Origin of the sequence: Eggerthella guodeyinii, assembly GCF_009834925.2 — a bacterium.
GTDB lineage: Bacteria > Actinomycetota > Coriobacteriia > Coriobacteriales > Eggerthellaceae > Eggerthella > Eggerthella guodeyinii.
Map to the genome: position 1 here is coordinate 750,761 of NZ_CP063310.1, position 22,079 is coordinate 772,839.

The 22,079-nt window shown below is 60.8% G+C and carries 14 protein-coding genes; 11 read left to right on the forward strand and 3 right to left on the reverse strand.

What is annotated here, in order from left to right; all coding sequences use genetic code 11:
• Positions 1–203: 203 nt before the first annotated feature.
• The 4 genes from GS424_RS02990 (at position 204) to GS424_RS03005 (ending at position 5,166) form a co-directional block, all read left to right on the forward strand.
• Positions 204–3,062, forward strand: coding sequence for a molybdopterin-containing oxidoreductase family protein (locus GS424_RS02990; RefSeq protein WP_160943693.1), 2,859 nt, complete (start codon positions 204–206; stop codon positions 3,060–3,062).
• 3 nt (positions 3,063–3,065) lie between these two features.
• Positions 3,066–3,734 (forward strand): 4Fe-4S dicluster domain-containing protein, encoded by a 669-nt coding sequence (locus GS424_RS02995; RefSeq protein WP_009608072.1) that lies wholly within the window; start codon positions 3,066–3,068, stop codon positions 3,732–3,734.
• Entirely contained in the window at positions 3,734–4,639 is a 906-nt protein-coding gene (locus GS424_RS03000) for a dimethyl sulfoxide reductase anchor subunit family protein (protein ID WP_193666542.1), read from the forward strand. Before GS424_RS02995 ends, GS424_RS03000 begins: the two co-directional genes overlap by 1 nt.
• A gap of 341 nt (positions 4,640–4,980) precedes the next feature.
• The gene (locus GS424_RS03005) at positions 4,981–5,166 is read left to right on the forward strand and encodes a hypothetical protein (protein ID WP_244977648.1); all 186 of its coding nucleotides are present in this window, start codon (positions 4,981–4,983) and stop codon (positions 5,164–5,166) included.
• Between the two features lie 53 nt (positions 5,167–5,219).
• Here GS424_RS03005 and GS424_RS03010 read toward each other — a convergent pair whose 3' ends face one another.
• Positions 5,220–6,758: a helix-turn-helix transcriptional regulator gene (locus GS424_RS03010; RefSeq protein ID WP_160943697.1), complete on the reverse strand. Its 1,539-nt coding sequence runs from the start codon at positions 6,756–6,758 to the stop codon at positions 5,220–5,222.
• Positions 6,759–6,926: 168 nt separating this feature from the next.
• Between GS424_RS03010 and GS424_RS03015 the strand changes: the two genes are divergently transcribed.
• The 3 genes from GS424_RS03015 to GS424_RS03025 are packed head-to-tail and all read left to right on the forward strand — an operon-like array spanning position 6,927 to position 11,416.
• Positions 6,927–9,890 (forward strand): molybdopterin-containing oxidoreductase family protein, encoded by a 2,964-nt coding sequence (locus GS424_RS03015; protein ID WP_160943700.1) that lies wholly within the window; start codon positions 6,927–6,929, stop codon positions 9,888–9,890.
• Between the two features lie 3 nt (positions 9,891–9,893).
• A complete protein-coding gene (locus GS424_RS03020; RefSeq protein WP_160943698.1) occupies positions 9,894–10,511 on the forward strand; it encodes a 4Fe-4S dicluster domain-containing protein in 618 nt (205 codons plus the stop codon).
• The gene (locus GS424_RS03025; RefSeq protein ID WP_193666543.1) at positions 10,511–11,416 is read left to right on the forward strand and encodes a dimethyl sulfoxide reductase anchor subunit family protein; all 906 of its coding nucleotides are present in this window, start codon (positions 10,511–10,513) and stop codon (positions 11,414–11,416) included. Before GS424_RS03020 ends, GS424_RS03025 begins: the two co-directional genes overlap by 1 nt.
• 201 nt (positions 11,417–11,617) lie before the next feature.
• Here the strand turns inward: GS424_RS03025 and GS424_RS03030 are convergent, their stop codons facing one another.
• Positions 11,618–12,547 carry a LysR family transcriptional regulator gene (locus tag GS424_RS03030; RefSeq protein ID WP_009608113.1) on the reverse strand — a complete coding sequence of 310 codons (930 nt, stop codon included), beginning with the start codon at positions 12,545–12,547 and terminating at the stop codon, positions 11,618–11,620.
• Between the two features lie 210 nt (positions 12,548–12,757).
• Between GS424_RS03030 and GS424_RS03035 the strand changes: the two genes are divergently transcribed.
• Genes GS424_RS03035 through GS424_RS03045 form a run of 3 tightly spaced genes read left to right on the forward strand, consistent with a single transcriptional unit; the run spans position 12,758 to position 17,305 of the window.
• On the forward strand, positions 12,758–15,766 hold the full coding sequence (locus GS424_RS03035; RefSeq protein WP_156996430.1) for a molybdopterin-containing oxidoreductase family protein: 3,009 nt from the start codon (positions 12,758–12,760) through the stop codon (positions 15,764–15,766).
• Between the two features lie 13 nt (positions 15,767–15,779).
• A complete protein-coding gene (locus GS424_RS03040; RefSeq protein WP_009608020.1) occupies positions 15,780–16,400 on the forward strand; it encodes a 4Fe-4S dicluster domain-containing protein in 621 nt (206 codons plus the stop codon).
• Entirely contained in the window at positions 16,400–17,305 is a 906-nt protein-coding gene (locus GS424_RS03045) for a dimethyl sulfoxide reductase anchor subunit family protein (protein ID WP_160943682.1), read from the forward strand. Before GS424_RS03040 ends, GS424_RS03045 begins: the two co-directional genes overlap by 1 nt.
• Before the next feature lie 155 nt (positions 17,306–17,460).
• Here the strand turns inward: GS424_RS03045 and GS424_RS03050 are convergent, their stop codons facing one another.
• On the reverse strand, positions 17,461–18,948 hold the full coding sequence (locus tag GS424_RS03050; RefSeq protein ID WP_160943681.1) for a helix-turn-helix transcriptional regulator: 1,488 nt from the start codon (positions 18,946–18,948) through the stop codon (positions 17,461–17,463).
• 284 nt (positions 18,949–19,232) lie between these two features.
• On the opposite strand from GS424_RS03050, the gene GS424_RS03055 reads away from it, so the two are divergent.
• Positions 19,233–22,079, forward strand: coding sequence for a molybdopterin-containing oxidoreductase family protein (locus GS424_RS03055; protein ID WP_160943680.1), 2,847 nt, complete (start codon positions 19,233–19,235; stop codon positions 22,077–22,079).

A 22,079-nucleotide genomic window follows, 5' to 3' on the forward strand; every position in this document is an offset into this window, starting at 1 on the left:
GCGGCGGGCGGATGGTGAAATACCACTCTCGGTGGTAGGTCTTTCATGAGCTCGATAGTAGGGTTTCTGACCTGGTTGAACAGAGTTCGCATCAGCGGTGGGGTGCTCAACTCGCGCTCGATCTGCATCATGGTTCGCACGGACGCTTGGTCCGGCCCGCTCGTTGGAGTGCGGGTGAAAAGGGAACCGGCAGAGGAGGAGCTATGGCGAACACCACGCAAAGGCGGTCGTTCGGCACCATGAGCCGTCGCAGCTTCATGAGGCTCGCAGGGGTGACGAGCGCTGCGCTTGCGCTGACGTCGGCAACGGCGCCGGCGGCGCTTGCCGAAGAGCACGACAGCGGGACGGTTGCGTCGTCGGACGGCGTGCAGCGTATTCGCACGATGTGCCGCGGGTGCGGCAAGATGGAATGCGGCGTGTGGGTGACGGTGGAGAACGGCCGCGCCATCAAGATCGAGGGGGACGAGAGCTCGTTCGCGTCGTCGGGGAACAGCTGCAGCAAGTCGCAGGCTTCGCTGCAGGCGTGCTACCATCCCGATCGGCTCGCGTATCCCATGAAACGCACGAATCCCAAGGGCGACGACGATCCGGGTTGGGTGCGCATCAGCTGGGACGAGGCTCTCGCCGAAGCCGGCACGAAGCTCAACGAGATCAAGGAGCAGCGCGGCGGGAACTCCATGTTCTCGATGTGCGGCACCAGCCGCATCTACTGCATGGCGAGCGCGCTCGGCATGCAGGGCATTCTGAACACGGCGAACACCCATCAGGCGTACCAGATTTGCAAGGGTCCCCGCCATGTGGCCACCGGCATGGTGTCGGCTCGTGCGTACAGCTGGATGGCCACGGTCGACCGGCCGAGCGTGTTCGTGCAATGGGGCGGCGCTTCGGAGCTGTCCAACTACGATGACTCGTGTCGCACGACGGTCGATGCTGCGGTCAAGGCGGACAAGCACATCATCGTCGATCCGCGTCAGACGAACCTCGGCAAAGAAGCCGACATATGGAATCCGCTGCGTCCCGGCACCGACGGCGCGGTGGGGCTCGGCTGGCTCAACGTGATCATGGAGAACAACCTGTACGACGAGCTTTGGGTGAAGCGGTGGACGAACGGCCCGTTCCTCGTGTGCGAGGATATCGAGCCTTCCGGTTGGCAGCAGATGGGTGCCGGCGGTCCAGAAGAAATCAAAACGCGCCTGCTCAAGGAATCCGATGTGCAGGAAGACGGCAGTCCGAAACGGTTCATGGTCTACGATCAGTTGAACCAGCGGCTTACGTATTTCGATGCGGATACGGGATACTGGGAGGGCGAGCAGCCTCGCACGCTGACGGGGAAGGAGGCGCAGCAAAAGCACCTCGCACCCGGCGTGACGCAAGGTTGGGTGCCCGATCCTACCGGGTTCGATCCGGAGATAGATCCTCAGATATTCGGGCAGGTGGAAGTCACCCTGAAAGACGGTTCGACCTCGGTCTGCAAAACGGTGTGGCAAACGTTCTCGGACTACGTAGCCGATTTCACGCCCGAGAAGGTGGAGGAGATCACCAGCGTTTCGGCTGATGCTTTGCGCGAGGCGGCCATCACCTATGCGACGCCTATCGATCCATCGACCGGATACGGCAACGGCGGCATCCAGTACATGCTGGCCATCGAGCATGCGTGCAACTCGGTCCAGAACAGCCGTATCTGCGATCTCATCGTGGGGATCACGGGGAACTTCGACACCCCCGGCGGCAATCGCGGCGCAACGGCCGCGACTTTCGACGAAGAGTTCGCCATGATGGGCAGCGGTCTGCCCATGGCGTCGGCTGACTTGTGGGACAAGGTGCTGGGCGTGGAGGACATTCCTTTGCTCAAGCATCACGGCATCTGGGCCGATTCGACGGCCATTTGGGATGCGTGCAACAACGAAGGGGCGCCGTACCCGTTGTACGGCGGCGTCTGCCAGTCGGGCGATGTGATGAACATGTCCAACGCTCTTTGGGGTTGGGAAGGCTTGAAGAAGCTGGACTTCCTGCTGGACATCGACCTGTGGCATACGCCCACGTCGCAGCTGGCGGATATCCTGCTGCCTGCGCGCCATTGGCTCGAGGTGGATTGCCCTCGCCGCTCCCAAGGGTCTGGCGGCATGGAGGGAAGCCATTGCAAGTGCGTGGAGCCGCTCGGCGAGAGCTGGTTCGACGTGGACATCATCATCCAGCTGTGCAAGGCCATGGGCATTCCCTGGAGCGCCGACCCCGACGATCCGTGGCCGGACTCCATCAAGGAGCTTGATGCGGCATGCGAGCCGATGGGTCTTACCTGGGAGGAGTGGAAGCAGGAGTTTCAGAAGACCGGTTTCCGCGACTGCAAGAAGGAATACCCCGACGACTGGGGCACTTACCGACGCTACGAAACGGGCCACTGCCGCTCCGATGGCAAGCCGGGCTTGCAGACGCCCACGCTCAAGCAGGAGATATGGTCGACCATCATCGAGACGTACCATCCTGACGGCCGGTACAACCTTCCCACGTATTCCGAGCCCCCGGAGAGTCCCGTTGCGCAGCCTGAGCGGGCTCAGGAGTACCCCTACATCATGACGACGGGCCGTCGCATTCCCGTGTACTTCCACTCCGAGCACCGGCAGCTGCCGTGGTGCCGCGAGCTGTGGCCGGTGCCGCGCGTAGAGATCAACCCGAAGGATGCGCTTGAGCTCGGCATAGAGCAGGGCGATTGGGTGTGGATCGAGACAGAGCGCGGCAAGGTGCGACAAGTGGCGGATCTCTATCACGGCATCCGCCCGGGGACCATCAACTGCGAGCATCAGTGGTGGCTGCCCGAGTTCCACGGCGCGACGAAGGGTTTCGACCTCATCAGCATCAACTGCCTGGTGAACAAGGACATGCGCGATCCTCTGTGCGGATCTTCGTACGCGCGCGCTTACAACGTGAAGGTGTACAAAGCCACGCCCGAGAACTCGCCGTTCGGCAATCCCGTGCCGTGCGACGTCGACGGGACCGAGATGATCACGTCGCCCGATGACCCGCGTTTGAAGGAATGGCTGCCGAACTACGAGGGGAGGGACTAGGCTATGACTCAGTATGCGATTGCCACCGATCTCAATCGGTGCGTAGGCTGCCTGGCATGCTCGGTGACCTGCAAAGTGGTGAACGACGTTCCTATCGGGTCGTATTGGAACAAGGTGCTGCGCATCGGCCCGAATCCGAAGTTCGAAGGCGCCGAGTTCCCCGATGTGGAGATGTACTTCCTCACCGTGCAATGCCAGCACTGCGCCGACCCCGAGTGCGTGAAGGTGTGCCCGACCGGTGCCTCGCACAAGCTGGAGGACGGAACCGTGCAGATCGACAAGTCCAAGTGCATCGGCTGCCAGTTCTGCGCCATGTCGTGCCCGTACGGGGTGCGGTATTTGAACGAGGAGGAGCGCGTGGTGGAGAAGTGCACCTTGTGCGAGCAGAAGATTGCCCAGGGCGAGCTGCCGCAGTGCGTCACGCAATGTGGCGGCCGTGCGCGCTATTTCGGTGATCTGGAGCAAGGGATCGCAGGTTTCGAGGGCCCGGCTCCCATCGATATCGCTTCAAGGAACGTCGACTACGATGCGACCGTCCAGAGTCGCGCGAAGTTGGTCGACGAGATCGAGTCGTATGCCGAAAGCGATGTGTATCGCCTGCCGAACGTGGGGAACAACCCGAGCTTCGTGTACATCCTGCGCAATCGTACGTGGCAAGGAGGCGGTGAATAATGGAACTCCAGTGGCCTTTGATCATCTTCACCACGCTGGTCGCCTGGTCGGCGGGGCTGTTCGGGACGCAGGCTTTGATGGCGGTGTTCGGCGTCGGGAAGAAGGCGCAGGTGCCGGCTTGGGTTTGCTCGGCCGTGCTGCTGGCCGCGGGCGGGATCGCGGTGTTCTTCCATCTCGAGCACTGGGAGCGGATCTTCAACGGGTTCGGGCACCTGACCTCCGGGATCACGCAGGAGCTCATCGCGATCGTGGTCTTGGCGGTGGCGGCCGTGGCCTACCTCGCGCTCATGCGCAAGTCCGACGACGGCGCGAGCGTGCCGAAGTGGCTGGCGTGGCTGTCCGTCGCGCTGTCGGTGGTGCTCGTGGCCGTCATGGCGCACAGCTACACGATGGCCGCCCGCCCCGCCTGGGACTCGGCCCTCTGGATCCTCTACGTCCTCGGCAACGCCTGCGTGTTGGGCCCCGCGACGTTCGCCCTCCTCTCCACCTTGGCTGCAGGGGGACCCGCAGGTCAGCCCGCCGAGCGCGCAGCCGGCGCCGGGGCCCCCGCGGGTCTCGCGGCCCTCGCCGGCGCCGCCCTCAACGCCCTCGCAACCCTCGCCTTCGCCGCCTTCCTCCAGCTCTCCGCCGGCTCCTTCGCCGACGTCGGCCTCTACTTCGACCCGACGCACCCGACGAAGGCCATGGCCGACGCCGCCGCGACGGTCGCCTCCCAGGCCCCGCTCCTGTGGCTCGGCGCGGTCGCCGTCGGCGCGATCGTGCCGCTGGCCGCCGCGTTCGTGGGCAGGCGCACGGGGAACTGGAGGCTCTGGGCCCCGGCAGCCATAATCGCCGCCCTCGTCGGAGCCGTCTGCATGCGCGTCGTCTTCTACAACCTGGGGCTCTCGGTCTTCATGTTCTACTAGCGCATCCCCCGATAGCGCCTGCGGAGGCCCCGCCGACCAGGCGAGCCGCCCCGCAGGCGCACAAGGAGGGGGAGCCCCCGCCCCTCCTCGCCCGTGCGCGCGACTCTCCCGGCCCTCCTCGAGCGCGGTTTGCCATCCCCACACCCCCTTGCAAACGGCGAACCGCGCTCGAGGAGTGCGATTGCGAAATGCCTGATGGGAGAACCGGCCTCAATCGCCCGCTTGCCACAAAGTCGAAAAAGTTGCAGAACCATGGTCATATTGCTACCAGAGGTCGAGTGTCCAGCTTCGAGAGGGCCTTGGATTTGGAATAGCATGTTGGCCGATGAGGAATGGTCTCATTGGCCGATAGATTCATATTTTTACGGAATCGGGTAAGCATCGGCGTGCGCAAGAGCCGCAAGCGCAAGCCGGTCGATGAGCTCGTGCTGCGTGAGGTGATTTCGAGCTATGAGGCGTGCGAACTGGATGCCGAAGAAGTGGCAACGCGGCTCGGCGTGAGCGTCTCGACGTTTTCCGCAGGTTGAAAGAACTCTGGTCTCGGGGTTGACCGGCGACCTCCGACGGGAGGCGGGTTCGGCTAGTCGTCGAAGGAGTCGAACAGGTCGATGAGGTCTTCTCTAGTGTGAACGTCGGTTTTCGCATAGATGTTGCGCGTATGGTAGTTCACGGTGCCCTCCGCGATGTTGAGCTCCTGCTGGATACGCGCGTACCCGCGGCCTTTGAGCAGCTGCTCGGCAACGTCCGTCTCCCGCGCCGACAGCTGGTAAGTCTGCGCAAACCGCTCAAGCTTCGTCTTGAAGCGTCCACCTTTGCCGGGCGTGCGCGGGGTCGGTTCGAATGCTGGTTCGCAAATTCGCCGTTGGGATGTATGTGAAGGTACGTCGGCTTTCTCGTCCGTCGTGGGCCGCGCCAGGATGAGCACCGCGATGGCCGCTATCGAGATGAGTTCGACGCCCGCGAACAGCATGAAGCTTGCTATCTGCACTGTTTCGGTCGTTTCTCCCGAGACTGCGAACTGCGGTCCCAGAGTTGACCCTGCCAAGTTGGAAACGGCGTAGGCGATTCGGCCGAGCGCGAACGTGCGGACTGCGGAGAGGCCGAAGCGTTTTGCCAAGATGACAAGCGTCACCAAGAACAGCATTTCAAGACATGCGCTTCCGATGGGGATGAAGCTTGTGAAAAGATCAGCTTGGTTCGCCTGCACTAACAGGATGGCCAGGCAGCCTATGGCGCAAACCGGTGCGACGAGCTGGATCAGAAACCCTTTGCGCTGGACGCGGAGAATGTACGCGGCGCAAGCCGCCAGCACGGCAACGGTGGCGGTGAGGAAGAAGAACACCAGATACTCGGAGAACGCCGGGCTCGCTGTGGAGGTGTTCAGGAATCCAAGCACGATTCCGAGCGTTACGATACTCGCGGTCATGCCGACGTATGCACCTGTCCGACCAGCCGTCACACAGGGCTCTGCCTCGGTCGTCAAAGAGACCTTGCCCGCATCAGCCTTCGATACGCATGCTCCCGACAGCAACGGAAGGACGACCACGAGCACAAGGCCGATACCTAACGGAAGGTAAGGCGTTGTAACGCATACGGCGATGATTCCGGCAAGGATGGTCGGCGTGCTTCCTAAAACGCTTGAGATGCCGGCTGCTCCGAACGCATGTGCCCAGCGTGCGGCCAGAAATCCCGAGCCTATCCCCGTCAGAATGCCGGATGCAATGGAGATTGTCTCCGGAACGCTGCCGGTGTCCAATCCCGTGTAATAGAGGATGCAATACATCAGCGTTCCCGTCGATGTGACCACGGGTGCGGCGAAGCTCGCGATCCTCGAATGAGCAAGAGCAAGCATCCTGTTCGGAACGATTGCGAATGCGGCCAGCGTCGCAACGAGCGCAAGAGCCGATGAAGGATACAGCGGCGAGGACATTCCGAGAAACGACGAACTTGAATCGGCCGACGAGAGGACGCTTGCAAGTCCGGCCGGTGCCTGAACGTACAGGAACAGGTACATCCACGAGAGATGGAACACGAACCCCAGCAAACTGAACCGCAGTCCGCCAAGATGTCCTGGCATGTCGTCAACAGGAGCCTCTTTGATGGTTGCTGGGCTATTCATCAGGCATTCCTTCTCTTTCCCATAGAGTCTCTATGGGGGCGTTTGCCAGAAAACCATAGAAACGAGGTCGGTTCGATTCGCCTCGGGCACCCTATTATCGCGGTTGTTCCGGGAGTTTGTAAAGTTCGAAAACTCCAAAGAAAAGACGAGAGCAAGAGGAGGGGATGTATGTTCAAGGCGAACATGACGCGACGCGGTTTCGCAAAGCTTGCAGCCGTCGTCGGGGCGACCGTTTCGTCGAACGCGTTTCTGAGTGGACGGGCGCTGGCTGACGTTTCGGGTTCGAGCGCGGGCGCTTCGGACACGAAAATCGTGCGATCGTGCTGCCGTGCGTGCGGCAAGAACGAGTGCGGCGTGTACGTGACCGTCCAAGACGGCCGCGTGGTGAAAGTAGAAGGAGATGCCGACACGGCGTTCCATTCGATGGGAAACTGTTGCACGAAGTCGCAGGCGTCCATCCAGGCGGCGTATCACCCGGATCGCCTGTACCATCCCATGAAGCGGACGAACCCCAAAGGGGAAGCCGATCCCGGCTGGGTTCGCATAACATGGGACGAGGCGTACGCGACCATTGCGGAGAAGTTCCAAGAAATCGTCGACAAGCACGGCCCCGAAGCTCTGTTCTTCATGGGTGGCACTTCGCGCATCTGGACGCAGCACGCCTATGCTGCATGGCCGCAGATGTTCGGAAGTCCGAACTCGGTTACGGCGTGGCAGATATGCAAGGGACCTCGTCATTTCGCGACGGATTTGGTTTCGGAATACGAGTTCTCGTGGATGGCGACCACTGATCGACCGCGCGTGTTCGTAGCGTGGGGTGGGGCGTCGGAAATATCCAACTACGATGAAAGCTGCCGCACCACGGTCGATATCGCCAAGACGGCGGACAGCTACATTTGCGTTGATCCCCGCACGACCAACCTCGGCCGCGAAGCCGATCTCCATCAGCATCTGAAGCCTGGAACCGACGGCGCGCTGGCGCTCGCCTGGACGAACGTCGTGATCGAAAATGGTCTGTACGACGATCTGTATGTGAAGCGCTGGACCGATGCGCCGTTTCTGGTCGTGGAGGGCATGAAGCCTTCCGGCGGCGTTCCGGTGGCTCAGAAGTTGGCTTGGTGGCCCGGCAAGCCCATGGCGACGCGCCTGCTGAAGGAGTGCGATCTCAGGGAGGGCGGAAGCCCACTTCGCTTCATGGTATGGGACGAGCTTGCCGGCAGCGACGAGGCGCATCCGCTGCACGAGAACGATCCGAGCGGGCATCTCACGTACTTCGATGCTCAGACGGGCCTGTGGGAGGGAGAGCCCGATGAGATATGGGACAAGTTCCGCGAGAATCCTCAGCCGAACCTTCCCAAGCAGACCGTGCCCGGTCGCATCGCCGAGCCCTCGCCGTTCGATCCCGAGATCGATCCGGCGCTCTACGGTACGTTCGAGGTGACGCTTGCCGACGGTACGACCCACGACATGAAGCCGGTGTGGGAGCATTATACGGCCCGTGCTGCCGAATACGCGCCCGAAAAGGCGCAAGAGATCACGGGCGTCCCTGCCGACCAAATCGAAAAGGCCGCGCTGACGTGGGCGACTCCTCTGGATCCGTCCACGGGGTACGGCAACGGCGGCCTGCAGTACATGCTTGCTCCTGAGCATGCGTGCAACGCCATCCAGAACAACCGCATCTTCGACAACCTCTGCGGCATCACGGGCAATATGGACACGCCGGCGGGCCAGCGCGGTCCTACGTACGGCACGTACACGCGCCCTGACGATTCCCAGCCCACGTTGAGCTCGAAGCATGGGAAGGGCGTCGACTTCTCCGTCTGGCCCGAAAAGCAGCTGGGCGTCGACAAGATTCCCATGTTGGGGTGGTGGCAGCAATGGGCCGACGCAAATTCGGTGCACGACGCCATCCTCACAGGCGATCCGTATCCGGTGGTCGGAGGATTGTGCGAGGCATCCGGTTTCATGAACCAGGGCAATTCGCTCAAGTACTACGAGGCTTTGTGCAAGCTCGACTTCTTCTTTGTGATGGAGCTCTGGAAGACCCCTACGGCCGGAACGGCCGATATCCTGCTGCCGGTATGCCATTGGACCGAGGTCGACTGCCCGCGCGTGTCCCAGGGCTCGACGGGCGCGCAGGGGGCGACGTGCCGCGCCATCGATCCGCCGGCGGATTGCCGGTTCGATCCGCAGATCGTCGTCGACGTGTATCAAAAGCTAGGCATTCCCTATATCGACGAACCGGTTGCCTTGGGATACCAGGAGGGGGAATACTGGCCGACGGCCGAGCGGCAATTCGACAACCTGGTGCTTGCCGCGGGGTATTCGAACTGGCAGGAGTATCGTCAGGCGTTCCAGGAGCACGGCTGGTGGGACTGCCGCGCCATTGCTCCTGAAACGTGGGGAACGTATCGTCGATATGAGACGGGTATGCTCAGCCAGCCGCTGGTGGTGGGCACGACTCCGGCCGGCAATCCCATGAAAGGCTTCACCACGCCGACGCGCAAGCAGGAGATCTGGTCGACGGCGATCGAGACGTACATGCCAGAAGCGGGCTATGAGCTTCCGTCGTGGGAGCCGGCACCAGAGACCGAGCTGGCGAACCCGTCCATTTCGAACGAATGGCCTTTCCTTATGACCACCGGCCGCCGCATCCCGGTCTACTTTCATTCCGAGCACCGGCAGCTGCCGTGGTGCCGCGAGCTGTGGCCGGTGCCGCGCGTTGAGATCAACCCTGTCGATGCGCAGGCGCTCAGCATCGAGCAGGGCGATTGGGTGTGGATCGAGTCGCCTCGTGCCAAGGTTCGACAAGTTGTCGATCTGTACTACGGCATCGAACCCGGCGTGATCAACTGCGAGCACCAATGGTGGTTCCCGGAGCTGCACGAGGCGAAGAAGGGTTTCGACCTATGCAATATCAACTGCCTGGTCGAGGGCGAGAACCAGGATCCCGTTTGCGGTGCCTCGAACCTGCGTGCATATCACGTGAAGGTGTACAAGGCGACGCCGGAAAATAGCCCGTTCGGCAATCCGGTGCCGTGCGGGGACGACGGGACGGAAATCATCCACGACGCCTCGGACCCGCGTCTGAGGGAATGGCTTCCGAATTACGAGATCCGAGAGGGGGAGTAGGTCATGACGCGGTATGCAATCGTCACCGACCTCGATCGCTGCGTGGGCTGCCTGGCCTGTTCGATGGCGTGCAAAGTGGTCAACGGCGTGCCGGTGGGCAGCTTTTGGAATAAGACGCTGCGCATTGGCCCCACGCCTCGTGCAGAGGGCGGCAACTGGCCCGATGTCGACTTGTACTTTCTCACCGTGTCGTGCCAGCACTGCGAGAACCCCGAGTGCGTGAAGGTGTGCCCGACGGGCGCCTCGCACAAGCTTGCGGACGGCACCGTGCAGATCGACAAGTCCAAGTGCATCGGCTGCCAGTTCTGCGCGATGTCGTGCCCGTACGGGGTGCGCTACTTGAACGAGGTCGAGCGCGTCGTGGAGAAGTGCACGCTGTGCGAGCAGAAGATCGCCCAGGGCGAGCTGCCGCAGTGCGTGAGTCAGTGCGGTGCGATCGCCCGATTCTTCGGAGATTTGGATCAGGGCGTCGAGTCGTTCGAGGGTGCCTGCGATAAGGTTCTCGGCGACTACGTCGAGGCGTTCGATGCTTCCGATCTGCATCATCTGCCGAACGTCGGCAACGATCCGAACTTCGCGTATCTACTGCGCGATATGACCTGGCAAGGAGGCGGTGAATAATGGAACTGCAATGGCCTTTGATTTTGTTCACCACGCTGGTGGCGTGGAGCGCGGGGCTGTTCGGGACGCAGGCTTTGATGGCCGTGTTCGGGGTGGGGAAGAAGGCGCAGGTGCCGGCTTGGGTTTGCTCGGCCGTGCTGCTCGCCGCCGGCGGGATCGCGGTGTTCTTCCACCTGGAGCACTGGGAGCGGATCTTCAACGGGTTCGGGCACCTGACCTCCGGGATCACGCAGGAGCTCATCGCGATCGTGGTCTTGGCGGTGGCGGCCGTGGCCTACCTCGCGCTCATGCGCAAGTCCGACGACGGCGCGAGCGTGCCGAAGTGGCTGGCGTGGCTGTCCGTCGCGCTGTCGGTGGTGCTCGTGGCCGTCATGGCGCACAGCTACACGATGGCCGCCCGCCCCGCCTGGGACTCGGCCCTCTGGATCCTCTACGTCCTCGGCAACGCCTGCGTGTTGGGCCCCGCGACGTTCGCCCTCCTCTCCACCTTGGCTGCAGGGGGACCCGCAGGTCAGCCCGCCGAGCGCGCAGCCGACGCCGGGGCCCCCGCGGGTCTCGCGGCCCTCGCCGGCGCCGCCCTCAACGCCCTCGCAACCCTCGCCTTCGCCGCCTTCCTCCAGCTCTCCGCCGGCTCCTTCGCCGACGTCGGCCTCTACTTCGACCCGACGCACCCGACGAAGGCCATGGCCGACGCAGCCGCGACGGTGGGCTCCCAGGCCCCGCTCCTGTGGCTCGGCGCGCTCGCCGTCGGCGCGATCGTCCCGCTCGCGGCCGCCTTCATGGGCAGGCGCACGGGGAACTGGAAGCTCTGGGCCCCGGTCGCGATAGCCGCCGCCCTCGTCGGCGCCGTCTGCATGCGCGTCGTCTTCTACAACCTGGGGCTCAGCGTGTTCATGTTCTACTAGCGCATCCCCCGATAGCGCCTGCGGAGGCGCCGCCGACCAGGCGAGCCGCCCCGCAGGCGCACGGGGTCGGGGCGCTACACCCGCAGGCGCACGGGTGGGGCTCTCCCTGCGCGCACGGCTCTCCCCGGCTCTCCGAGAGCGCGGTTCGCCATCCCCATACCCCCTTGCAAACGGCGAACCGCTCTCCCGGAGGGCCGGGGTTCAGGCTTTTTCGTCTCGGCGGTGGCGCATGATGATTTCGCGTGATTCATCAAGTGCTTCAATGAGCGGCTTGAGGCGTTCTTCGTTTTCCTGCTTGTAGATGCAGTAGATGATGAAATGCGCATCCTCGTCCGAAATGGGGATGCTTACGGTTTGGTTTACATCTTCGAGAAATTTGAGTTGCCGAAGATTCTTCTGCAAGATGAGCACGCCGCCGTCAGGAGAGGTAGTCGCATAGCTTGTCACGGCACGCCCTAGCTTGGGACGCTTTTTTGGCTCGAATCCGTGTTCGTGGCATATCTGCTCGATCCGTCTCCATCCCGAAACGGAGTATTCATCGATGAACTGGATAAACGTCTCGTCAGCTAGTTCGTCTATACTGATTTCCGAGCGATCAGCAAGTGGATGGTCGCGATCAACGACGGCAACAAATGGCGTTTGAACAAGCGGGCGGAAAACCAGCCCTCGCTCTTCGAGCGCATGAGCCTCGTCGTACGCGAACACCATATCCACCTCGTCTCGATCCAACTGATCGAACAGAGGTCGATCCTGATGGTGCTCAAACAGAATGGGTACATGGTGCTGGTCATTGAGCAGCACGGTGGACAGCGAGATGATGCTCGACACCGTGTTGTCGTAGAGTATCCCGTCTACCCGGATGGGCCGTTCTTTCACGACCGTGGCTATGGCTGCTTGGGCCCTGTCGTATGCATCGACCATCTCCATCGCGCATCCGAACAGAATACGTCCTGCTTCGCTCAGTTGCACGGTTCTTCGGTCGCGGATGAATAACTCGGCGTCGAATTCGCGTTCCAGCGCAACGATATGCTTGCTCAGCGCAGGCTGGGTCATATGCAGCTTCTCAGCTGCTTCGGTGTAGTTGAGGCAGCGCGCCAAAACGATGAACTCGCGATAGAAGTCGATGTTCATAGGATCCCCTTCCGCCCGTTAGAGCGTTCCCCGCTTCATGGTATCACGTCGACGGCGTCCGCGCGTTTCCGGATTGTCTGTGGTAGAAAACGGAATAACGATATGCACCTTCATCTCGGTTGGCCTGCGACGTTCGTTTTCATTATTTCCATATGCTTTGGCTGCTCGCCATACTCGGGTTTAAGGAAAGCCTCGAGAGAAGGAGGGTGTATGGGGAAGACGACCGTGACAAGGCGCGCGTTCGCTCAGCTTGCCGCCGCGACAGGTGCAATAGCCGCTATGGGTGTTGGAACTCGTCCTGCGGTGGCGCTTGCCGATGGCAATTCGGGGGCGGCGGGCGAGCGGGGGATCAAGAAGATACGCTCGTGCTGCCGCGGCTGCGGAAAGGTCGAATGCGGTGTGTGGGTGTACATCCAAGATGGCAAAGTGGTTCGAACCGAAGGTGACGAAACCTGCTTCAACACTATGGGCAATCATTGCAGCAAGGGGCAAGCGTCCATTCAGGCTGCATATCATCCTGATCGTATCAAGTTCCCAATGAAGCGCACGAACCCGAAGGGCAGCGAAGATCCAGGTTGGGTGAGGATCAGCTGGGACGAGGCCTACCGGACCATTGCGGACAATATTATGCAGTTGCGTGAGAAGTACGGTCCTGAAAGCTTGTTCACGTGGTGCGGTACGGGCCGACAGTGGTGCATGCAGTCCGATGCTGGCATGGCGCTTGAGCTGTTCGGTACGCCGAACATCATCGCGGCGTACCAAGTGTGCAAGGGTCCGCGCCATTTTTCGTCGCGTCTCGACAACGTTCAGGCGTGGTCTTGGAGTGAGGTGATAAACCATTCGACGAAATACGTCCAATGGGCTACCGATCCCTCCGTTTCGAATTACGACGATTCGTCTCGTTTGGTAATTGATGTGGCGCGCGAAGCTGAGGCTTTTATCGTGGTTGACCCTCGCCTGTCGAATCTTGGCCGCACTGCGAAGTATTGGTTAAACTTGCGACCTGGCACCGATAATGCCATGGCGCTAGGATGGTGCCATATCATATTGAAGCACGATCTGGTGGATTGGCAGTTCGTGAAACGCTGGTCCAATGCCTCGTTCATCGTCGTGCCCGATATGGACCCTTCGGGCTACACCGAGGCGGTTCAAAACACGAAAAGCCCCTACGAATATCGTACTCGTTTGCTGACCGAAGCCGACATAGATCCTTCTATGGTTGACTGGGAGATTGAAGGCGAGGGGAATCCAAAACGTTATCTTGTGTACGATCAGATCAATCGGCGCTGGACATATTGGCAAGCCGATCCCGAAGACGCGCATTGGGAAGGCGAGACCTGGACAAAACAAACCTCTGGATTCACGCAAGACGTTTCGCGTCTTCGCGACGACGAATCGAAGGTGGCTGGCTGGATCGCGGATCTGTCGGAATTCGATCCGCGTATCGATCCGGCGCTCACCGGGGAATTCGAAGTAAGGCTTAAGGACGGAAGTACGCATATCGGTCGTCCTGCATGGGATTTGTGGGCTGAGTACCTGCAACAATTCACTCCCGAACGAGTGTCGGAGATCACGGGCGTGGATGCCCAGCTTATCGAAGACGCCGTGGTTGAATGGGCAACGCGCGATGACCCGCGCATACCCAACGGCGGTATCAATTACGGTCTGGGCGTGGAGCATGCGGGCAACTCAACGCAGAATTGCAGAGCCATTATGGCGGCTTGCGCAATGGTAGGCGCCATCGACACGCCGGGCGGCCAGCGCGGTGCGACGAACGGATGGACCGAACAGTCGGGTCCGTGCGCCATGCTTCCGTCGATGGCGGCATTCGCGTTCATGCCCACGCCCGACTTGTCGCTCAAGATGGCCGGAAATGAGAAGATGCCGCTTCTATACTGGTACGGTGTGTGGTGCGATGCCAATGCCGCCATGGAATGCGCGCACAAGGAGCCGGATGCGCCCTATGAGATTCATGGTGGCATGATCGGCTCGGGCGACCATATGAACATGGGCAACGCAAAGTACAATTGGGAAGCGCTCAACATGCTCGACTTTCTGTTCGAGGCGAATCTGTGGCATTCCCCTACTTCAGGTGCGGCCGACATCCTCCTTCCGGTCTGCCATTGGACCGAGATCAACGCGTATCGCATTGCCCAAGGGGCATCCGGTGGGTTTGGCCTATGCGTGAAAGCTGTTGATCCTCCTGGCGAATGCAAAAGCGATCCGTTGTACTTCATGGAGCTGTCGAAGTATTTCGGCGTCCCAGCGTTTGACGGCGACGATCCGTGGCTTGAGAACAAACCTGATGCCGATCTCGAAATCGAAAACCTCACGATTCAGTGCTGTGTCCAAGGATGCGCGCCATACAACAATTGGAACGAGTTGGAGGCTGCATTCCAAGAGCACGGTTGGTGGAACATGAAACGCGAGATCCCGGAAGACTGGGGCACGTACCGTCGATACGAGGTGGGGCAGGCGTATCGGTTGGCTCCCCATCAGCAACCGGCTCAGCTGAACATCAATAAACCGGGGTTCCCCACGCCTACGATGAAACATGAGTTTTGGTGCACTTCCATCGAATCGTTCTTCCCGGAGGGGGCGGATGGCCCTGAGCTTGCACCAGGGTTCACTTCCGAAGCGCTGCCTTATTATGCAGAGCCCGCACACGGCCCTGTGGTCGATGCGGAAACGTACAAGGAGTATCCCATTACCTGCATCACTGGACGACGCATACCGGTGTACTTCCACTCCGAGCACCGACAGCTGCCCTGGTGTCGCGAGCTTTGGCCGGTGCCTCGCATGGAGATCAATCCCGATACGGCTGCTGAACTTGGACTCGAGCAAGGAGATTGGGCCTGGATCGAGAGCCCTTGGGGCAAGGTGCGACAGACGGTCGATCTCTATTACGGCATTAAGCCGAACATGATCAACGCTGAGCATCAATGGTGGTATCCGGAGTTGGCTCAAGCGGACAAAGGATATGAGTTGTCATGCATCAATTGCATTACCGATCGGAAGACTCAGGATAAATACAATGGATCGTCGAATGTGCGCACCTATCCAGTGAAGGTGTACAAAGCCACGCCTGAGAATTCCCCCTTTGGGAATCCTATCCCTTGCGGAAACGATGGGACTGAGATCATTCATGACTCTTCTGATCCTCGCCTCAAGCTATGGGAAATCGGCGCTGCTGGCATCCATCCGGATCACTTCGAGTAGGAGAGGGGGAATTATGACGCAGTACGCTATCGTCACCGATCTCGATCGTTGCGTAGGTTGTCTTGCCTGTTCGGTTGCCTGCAAGGTAGTCAACGGCGTTCCGACGGGCTCGTTTTGGAACAAGACATTGCGCATTGGCCCGAATCCTCGAGAAGGCGGCAGTGGGCAATGGCCCGATGTGGAGCTGTATTTTCTCAATGTGCAGTGCCAGCACTGCGAGAACCCCGAATGCGTGAAGGTGTGCCCGACGGGCGCCTCGCACAAGACCGAGGACGGCACCGTGCAGATCGACAAGTCGAAGTGCATCGGCTGCCAGTTCTGCGCGATGTCGTGCCCGTACGGGGTGCGCTACCTCAACGAGGAGGAGCGCGTCGTGGAGAAGTGCACCTTGTGCGAGCAGAAGATCGCTCAGGGCGAACTTCCTCAGTGCGTGAGTCAATGCTGCGGTATGGCACGCTGGTTCGGCGATGCGGACGAAGGTATCGAAGGTTTCGTCGGGCCTCGCGGCGAGATACTGGGCGAGTATATATCGCCATTCTCGGATGATCAGGTGTATAGCCTGCCGGATGTGGGCAATAAGCCGTCGCTCAGGTACATCTTGCGCGATATGAAATGGCAAGGAGGCGGTGAATGATGGAACTGCAATGGCCTTTGATTTTGTTCACCACCCTGGTTGCCTGGAGCGCGGGGCTGTTCGGGACGCAGGCGCTGATGGCGGTGTTCGGGGTGGGGAAGCGGGCGCAGGTGCCGGCGTGGGTTTGCTCGGCCGTGCTGCTCGCCGCCGGGGGGATCGCGGTGTTCTTCCATTTGGAGCACTGGGAGCGGATCTTCAACGGGTTCGGACATTTGACCTCGGGCATCACGCAGGAGCTGATCGCGATCGTGGTGCTGGCGGTGGCCGCCGTGGCCTACCTCGTGCTCATGCGCAAGTCCGACGACGGCGCCAGCGTGCCCAAGTGGCTGGCGTGGCTGTCCGTCGCGCTGTCGGTCATGCTCGTGGCCGTGATGGCGCACAGCTACACGATGGCCGCCCGACCTGCCTGGGATTCGGTCCTCTGGGTCCTCTACGTCCTCGGCAACGCCTGCGTGTTGGGCCCCGCGACGTTCGCCCTCCTCTCCGCCTTGGCTGCAGGGGGACCCGGGGACCAGCCCGCCGAGCGCGCAGCCGGCGCCGGGGCCCCCGCGGGTCTCGCCGCCCTCGCCGGCGCAGCCGCCAACGCCCTCGCAACCCTCGCCTTCGCCGCCTTCCTCCAGCTCTCCGCCGGCTCCTTCGCCGACGTCGGCCTCTACTTCGACCCGACGCACCCCACCAAGGCCATGGCCGACGCAGCGGCCACCGTGGGCGCGCAGGCCCCGCTCCTGTGGCTGGGCGCGGTCGCCGTCGGCGCGGTCGTGCCGCTCGCCGCCGCCTTCGTGGGCAGGCGCACGGGGAACTGGAGGCTCTGGGCCCCGGTCGCGATAGCCGCCGCCCTGGCGGGCGCGGTCTGCATGCGCGTTGTCTTCTACAACCTGGGGCTCAGCGTGTTCATGTTCTACTAGCGCATCCCCCGATAGCGCCTGCGGAGGCCCCTCCAACGAAGCAAGCCCCTCCGCAGGCGCACAGGGCGGCCCCGGCCCTCCTCGAGCGCGATTCGTCTCCCCATACCCCCTTGCAAACGACGGATCGCTCTCGAGGAGGGCCGGGGTGAATCCGGTTATCGATGGTGGCTTTTTTCTTTCTGATGGGTGTCGAGCATGTCGAGCAATTCTTGCTGCGAATGGATGCCCAGCTTCTGGTATATGTGTTTGCGATGCGTAGTGGCGGTATTGTAAGAGATGAACAGCGTTTCCTGAATGTAGCTCGCGTTCCTTCCTTTCGCAAGCAGCTTCATGACTTCCAGCTCCCGGTCGGACAGACTGTGTTCCCGGGCAACTTCCGCGCACTTCAAATTGAAACGCTCTTTGCGCTTCGACGGGAACAATCTCGACAGCTCGTCGACATTCTGCTCGGTGAAGAGCGACAAGTAGCTGAGGACCAGCAAACAGCTGAGCGCAAGGGTGATCTCAACGAGTATTTCCAACGAATTCGAAACGAGAGGGAACAGAAAGCGCGCGAGGAAGAACCCGCAATAGGGACCGATGGCCCAGAATGCTCGAATACGTGCAACCACCTTGACGGGGTGGCCGTTGCCCATAGTTGCGAATACGACGGAAAGCACCCAGACGGTCATGGAAAGCAAGAGCGACGAACCGGTTGTCAGCGCGTAAGGTACCGTGCGCGAAACGTCCATGGATACGAGAGGAAGCAGCAGGATGCCCGCAAGCGAAAGTAGCAGTATCGCACGATATGCCAGCGATAAATTGAACGACTTCGGCAGTACGATCAGGAAAAGCACGATAGCCATCGAGACGAATACGACAAGCACCGTGCCGATAGCTTGCATTTGGGAAAACAGCGTATTGCCGGCTTCGTTCATGCCGAGCTGCACATAGAACGTGCGAAGGAATTCGTTAATGGTTCCCCATACGGTGATGAGCAGGATGAACCGAACGAGCAAGCCCTGCGCCGAGTCGGGATCTTTGCTGCGCTGTACCGGTTCGGCAGGTTTCCCCTCCTTGAAAAAAGGCTTCACCGCGGCGAGGCACACCCCGCTCACCGCGATCATCGAAACGGCGAAAGCAAGCGCCGGTTCTTTCAGGAGAGGTGAAAACAAGGCGAAAAAAATGCTGGTCAAACCAAAGGCCAATGTAGAGGTGATAAGGTTTTGCCGCAGGGACAGCATGCAGAAAGCCTGCGAGTACGCGAGGAAGAGCGCGGCGGAGGCTACGCCGGCAACGATCCCGCCAAGGGGGAATAGCACGATGGCGGTCGTCTCGCTCATCCCTGCGAAAGAGAGCGCGATCGTGGCGGCGGCGAGCAGAAGCGCTGCGAGCAGCTTTGATGACTGCCGTTGCGTCAGTCGTCGTGTCTGTTCGGGAAACCTGGCCGCCAGCAGATAGCTGGCGAAGAGCGCGAGCCCCTGAATAAGGTAGGATCGATCGAGTGCGGACTCGGGGCCCGAGAGCGAGGCCACGTAAGCGGTGACGTTGAAAAACAGCATAAGCTGATACGCCGCCAACGACCCCAAGCCTATGGCCAAGATCCCGCATCTGGCGATATTCGCATGCGATGAACGGTCGTTTCGACGGATGTCTCGTCTCATGATGAATCCCCCTCGTTCTGTTTCGATTATACACTGCGCGTGATCGAACGCGATGAAGACCGCTCGACATGATTCCTGCAAAAGCCCCGATGAGAGAGGCGTCCTATGGAATCACCTTCTGGAGGGTATGCTCTTTCGTCGGCTTATTCCCGAAATCACCTCGCAAAAGCGACGCGGGTTTTTGGAAAAAGCCCTTGCGAAGGTGATGCCTCGACGTCCCGAGCAGAGACATGCTTATGACTGAGTTCGCACGGGCGAATAAGACGGGGTAGTTAGGAGGAGGCATGTCGAAGATATCCGTAACACGTCGAAGCTTCGTCAAACTTGCAGCGGCAGTTGGTGCAAGCGCGGCGTTGACGGGGACGGAAGCGGGCGTTGCATTGGCAGAATCGAGCGAAAGCTCCAAACCCGAAGTCAAGCGCATCCGTTCTTGTTGCCGCGGATGCGGCAAGATGGAATGCGGTGTGTGGGTGACGGTGTCCGACGGTCGCGTGGTAAAAATCGAGGGCGACGAGTCCGCGTTTCAATCGCAGGGCAATTGCTGCACGAAGTCCCAGGCGTCTTTGCAGGCGTGCTATCATCCGGCGCGCTTGAAGCATCCCATGAAGCGCACGAACCCGAAAGAGGAGGGTGATCCCGGATGGGTTCGTATCACCTGGGAAGAAGCTTTTCAAACGATGAGCGAAAAGTTCTCGGAGCTAGCTGAAAAGTACGATGGTTCAAGCTTGTTCGGCATGGGCGGCACCTCGCGCATCTGGTCCATGGCACCGTATGGTGCCCTCGGAAACGCCATGGGCGGATCGAACAACAAGTACACTCCGAACCAGGTATGCAAGGGGCCTCGTTGGTACGCGACCGGCATGGTCTCCTCGAACGCCTTCAGTTTCATGGCGGTCGTCGATCGTCCGAAGGTGTATGTGCAATGGGGTGGAGCGGGCGAGATATCGAACTACGACGACAGCTGCCGCACCGTAGTGGATTGCGCGAGCAACGCCGACACGTACATCTCCGTCGATCCGCGCAAGACGAACATGGGACACGAGGCCGATATCTGGAACAACGTGTTTCCCGGCACCGATGCGGTGCTGGCATTGTCGTGGGCGCACGTCATCATCGAAAACGATCTGTTCGACGAGCTGTACGTGAAGAAGTGGATGGACGCCCCGTTCCTGGTATGCGAAGACATCGAACCGTCCGGTTGGACGCTGCCGGGGCGCAGCTCGTACGATATCAAGACGCGGCTGCTGAAGGAGAGCGACCTGCAGGAGGACGGCAGCCCTCAGCGGTTCATGGTCTGGGATACCGTCGGCAACCGCCTTGTGTACTTCGACGCTTCTACGGGACTGTGGGAAGGGGAGACGTGGACCCCTTCGACGAAGGGGAAAGAGGCGGCTCAAGACTTGCCGGATGGCGTGGTCCAGGGTTTCGTCCCCGACGCGACGGGTTTCGGCGTTGAAGACGGATTCGAAGTGGAAATCGACCCCGCCCTGTACGGCGAATACGAAATCACGACCAAAGACGGTGCAATCCATAAGGTGAAGCCCGTTTGGGAGCACTATCGTTCCGAGTGCGCGCAGTATGAACCGAACAAGGCGTCGGAGATCTGCGGGGTAGCTCCCGAGTTGATCGAAAAGGCGGCCAAAGCATACGCTACGCGTCTCGATCCCTCGACGGGGTACGGCAACGGCGGCATCCAGTACATGCTTGCGGTCGAGCATGCCGGAAACTGCGTGCAGAACTGCCGATGCATCGACGCGCTCACGGCGATCACCGGCAACTACGATACGCCGGCGGGAATGCGCGGGCCCACGACGTACACGTTCGACGGCGAGTTGGTGGGCGGCATGCCCGATGTGATGGGAGGCGGCCCTCAGTCGAAGCTTCCCCAGATCGGATCGGAGAAATTCCCGCTCTATTCGACGTATGCGCCTCAATGGTCGGATGCCGAGACGCTGATGGAAGCCGCGCACACCGGCAAGCCGTACCCCATCGTGGGAGGGTTCTGCATGTCGGGCGATTTCATGTCTATGGGCAACTCGCTCTACAACTGGGAAGCCCTCAAGGGGTTCGATTTCTGGGTGGTTGCCGACTTGTGGCTCACTCCAACGGCCGGAGCGGCGGATATCGTGCTGCCGGTGTGGCATTGGCTTGAAGTCAATTCTCCCCGAAAGAGTCAAGGCTCGTCGGGCGCGGCGGGCGCTACCTGCCGGGCGGTCGATCCGCCGGCTGACTGCAAATGGGATCCAGAGATCGCCATCGGCCTGTTCAAGGCGCAGGGGCTGCCCTGGGCCGAGGGCGAAGGCGACGAGCAATGGCCGAATTGGGAGGGTGTTTGCAACTCGGTGCTCAAAGGCACGGGCATGGAGTGGACGGAGTTTTCGGAGAGGTTCCAGAAAGAAGGATGGATCGACTGCAAGAAGGACAACCCTGACGACTGGGGTACGTATCGCCGTTACCAAACGGGAAAGCTCAATGCGGGAAAGCCGGGGTTCCCTACGCCAAGCACGAAGCACGAGCTGTGGTCGCTCGTTATGGAAAGCACCTATGACGACGGCCGCTACAACCTTCCTACGTTTATCGATCCCCCGCAAAGCGTGAGGAGCAAGCCCGAATTGTACGACGAGTATCCCTACACCATGACCACGGGCCGTCGCATCCCGGTGTATTTCCACTCCGAACACCGGCAGCTGCCGTGGTGCCGCGAGCAATGGACGAGCCCGCGCGTGGAGATGAATCCGAATATGGCCGCGCGCCTCGGCATCGAGCAAGGGGACTGGGTGTGGATCGAGAGTCCCAGCGGGAAGATCCGCCAGGTCGCCGATCTGTACTACGGCATCAAAGACGGCGTGATCAACTGCGAGCATCAGTGGTGGCTGCCCGAGATCAATGCCGCCGGGCGCGGGTTCGAGCTTGTCGAGATCAATTGCCTGGTCGATCGCACGGCGCAGGATCCGTGCGTGGGCACGTCGAACCTTCGTGCGTTTCCCGTGAACGTGTACAAAGCGACGCCGGAGAACTGCCCCGATGGAAACGTGGTTCCGGTCGGGTACGACGGACAGGAAATGATCCACGATTCGAGCGATCCCCGGCTGAAAGAGTGGCTGCCTACATACGAGGGGAGGGACGAGTAA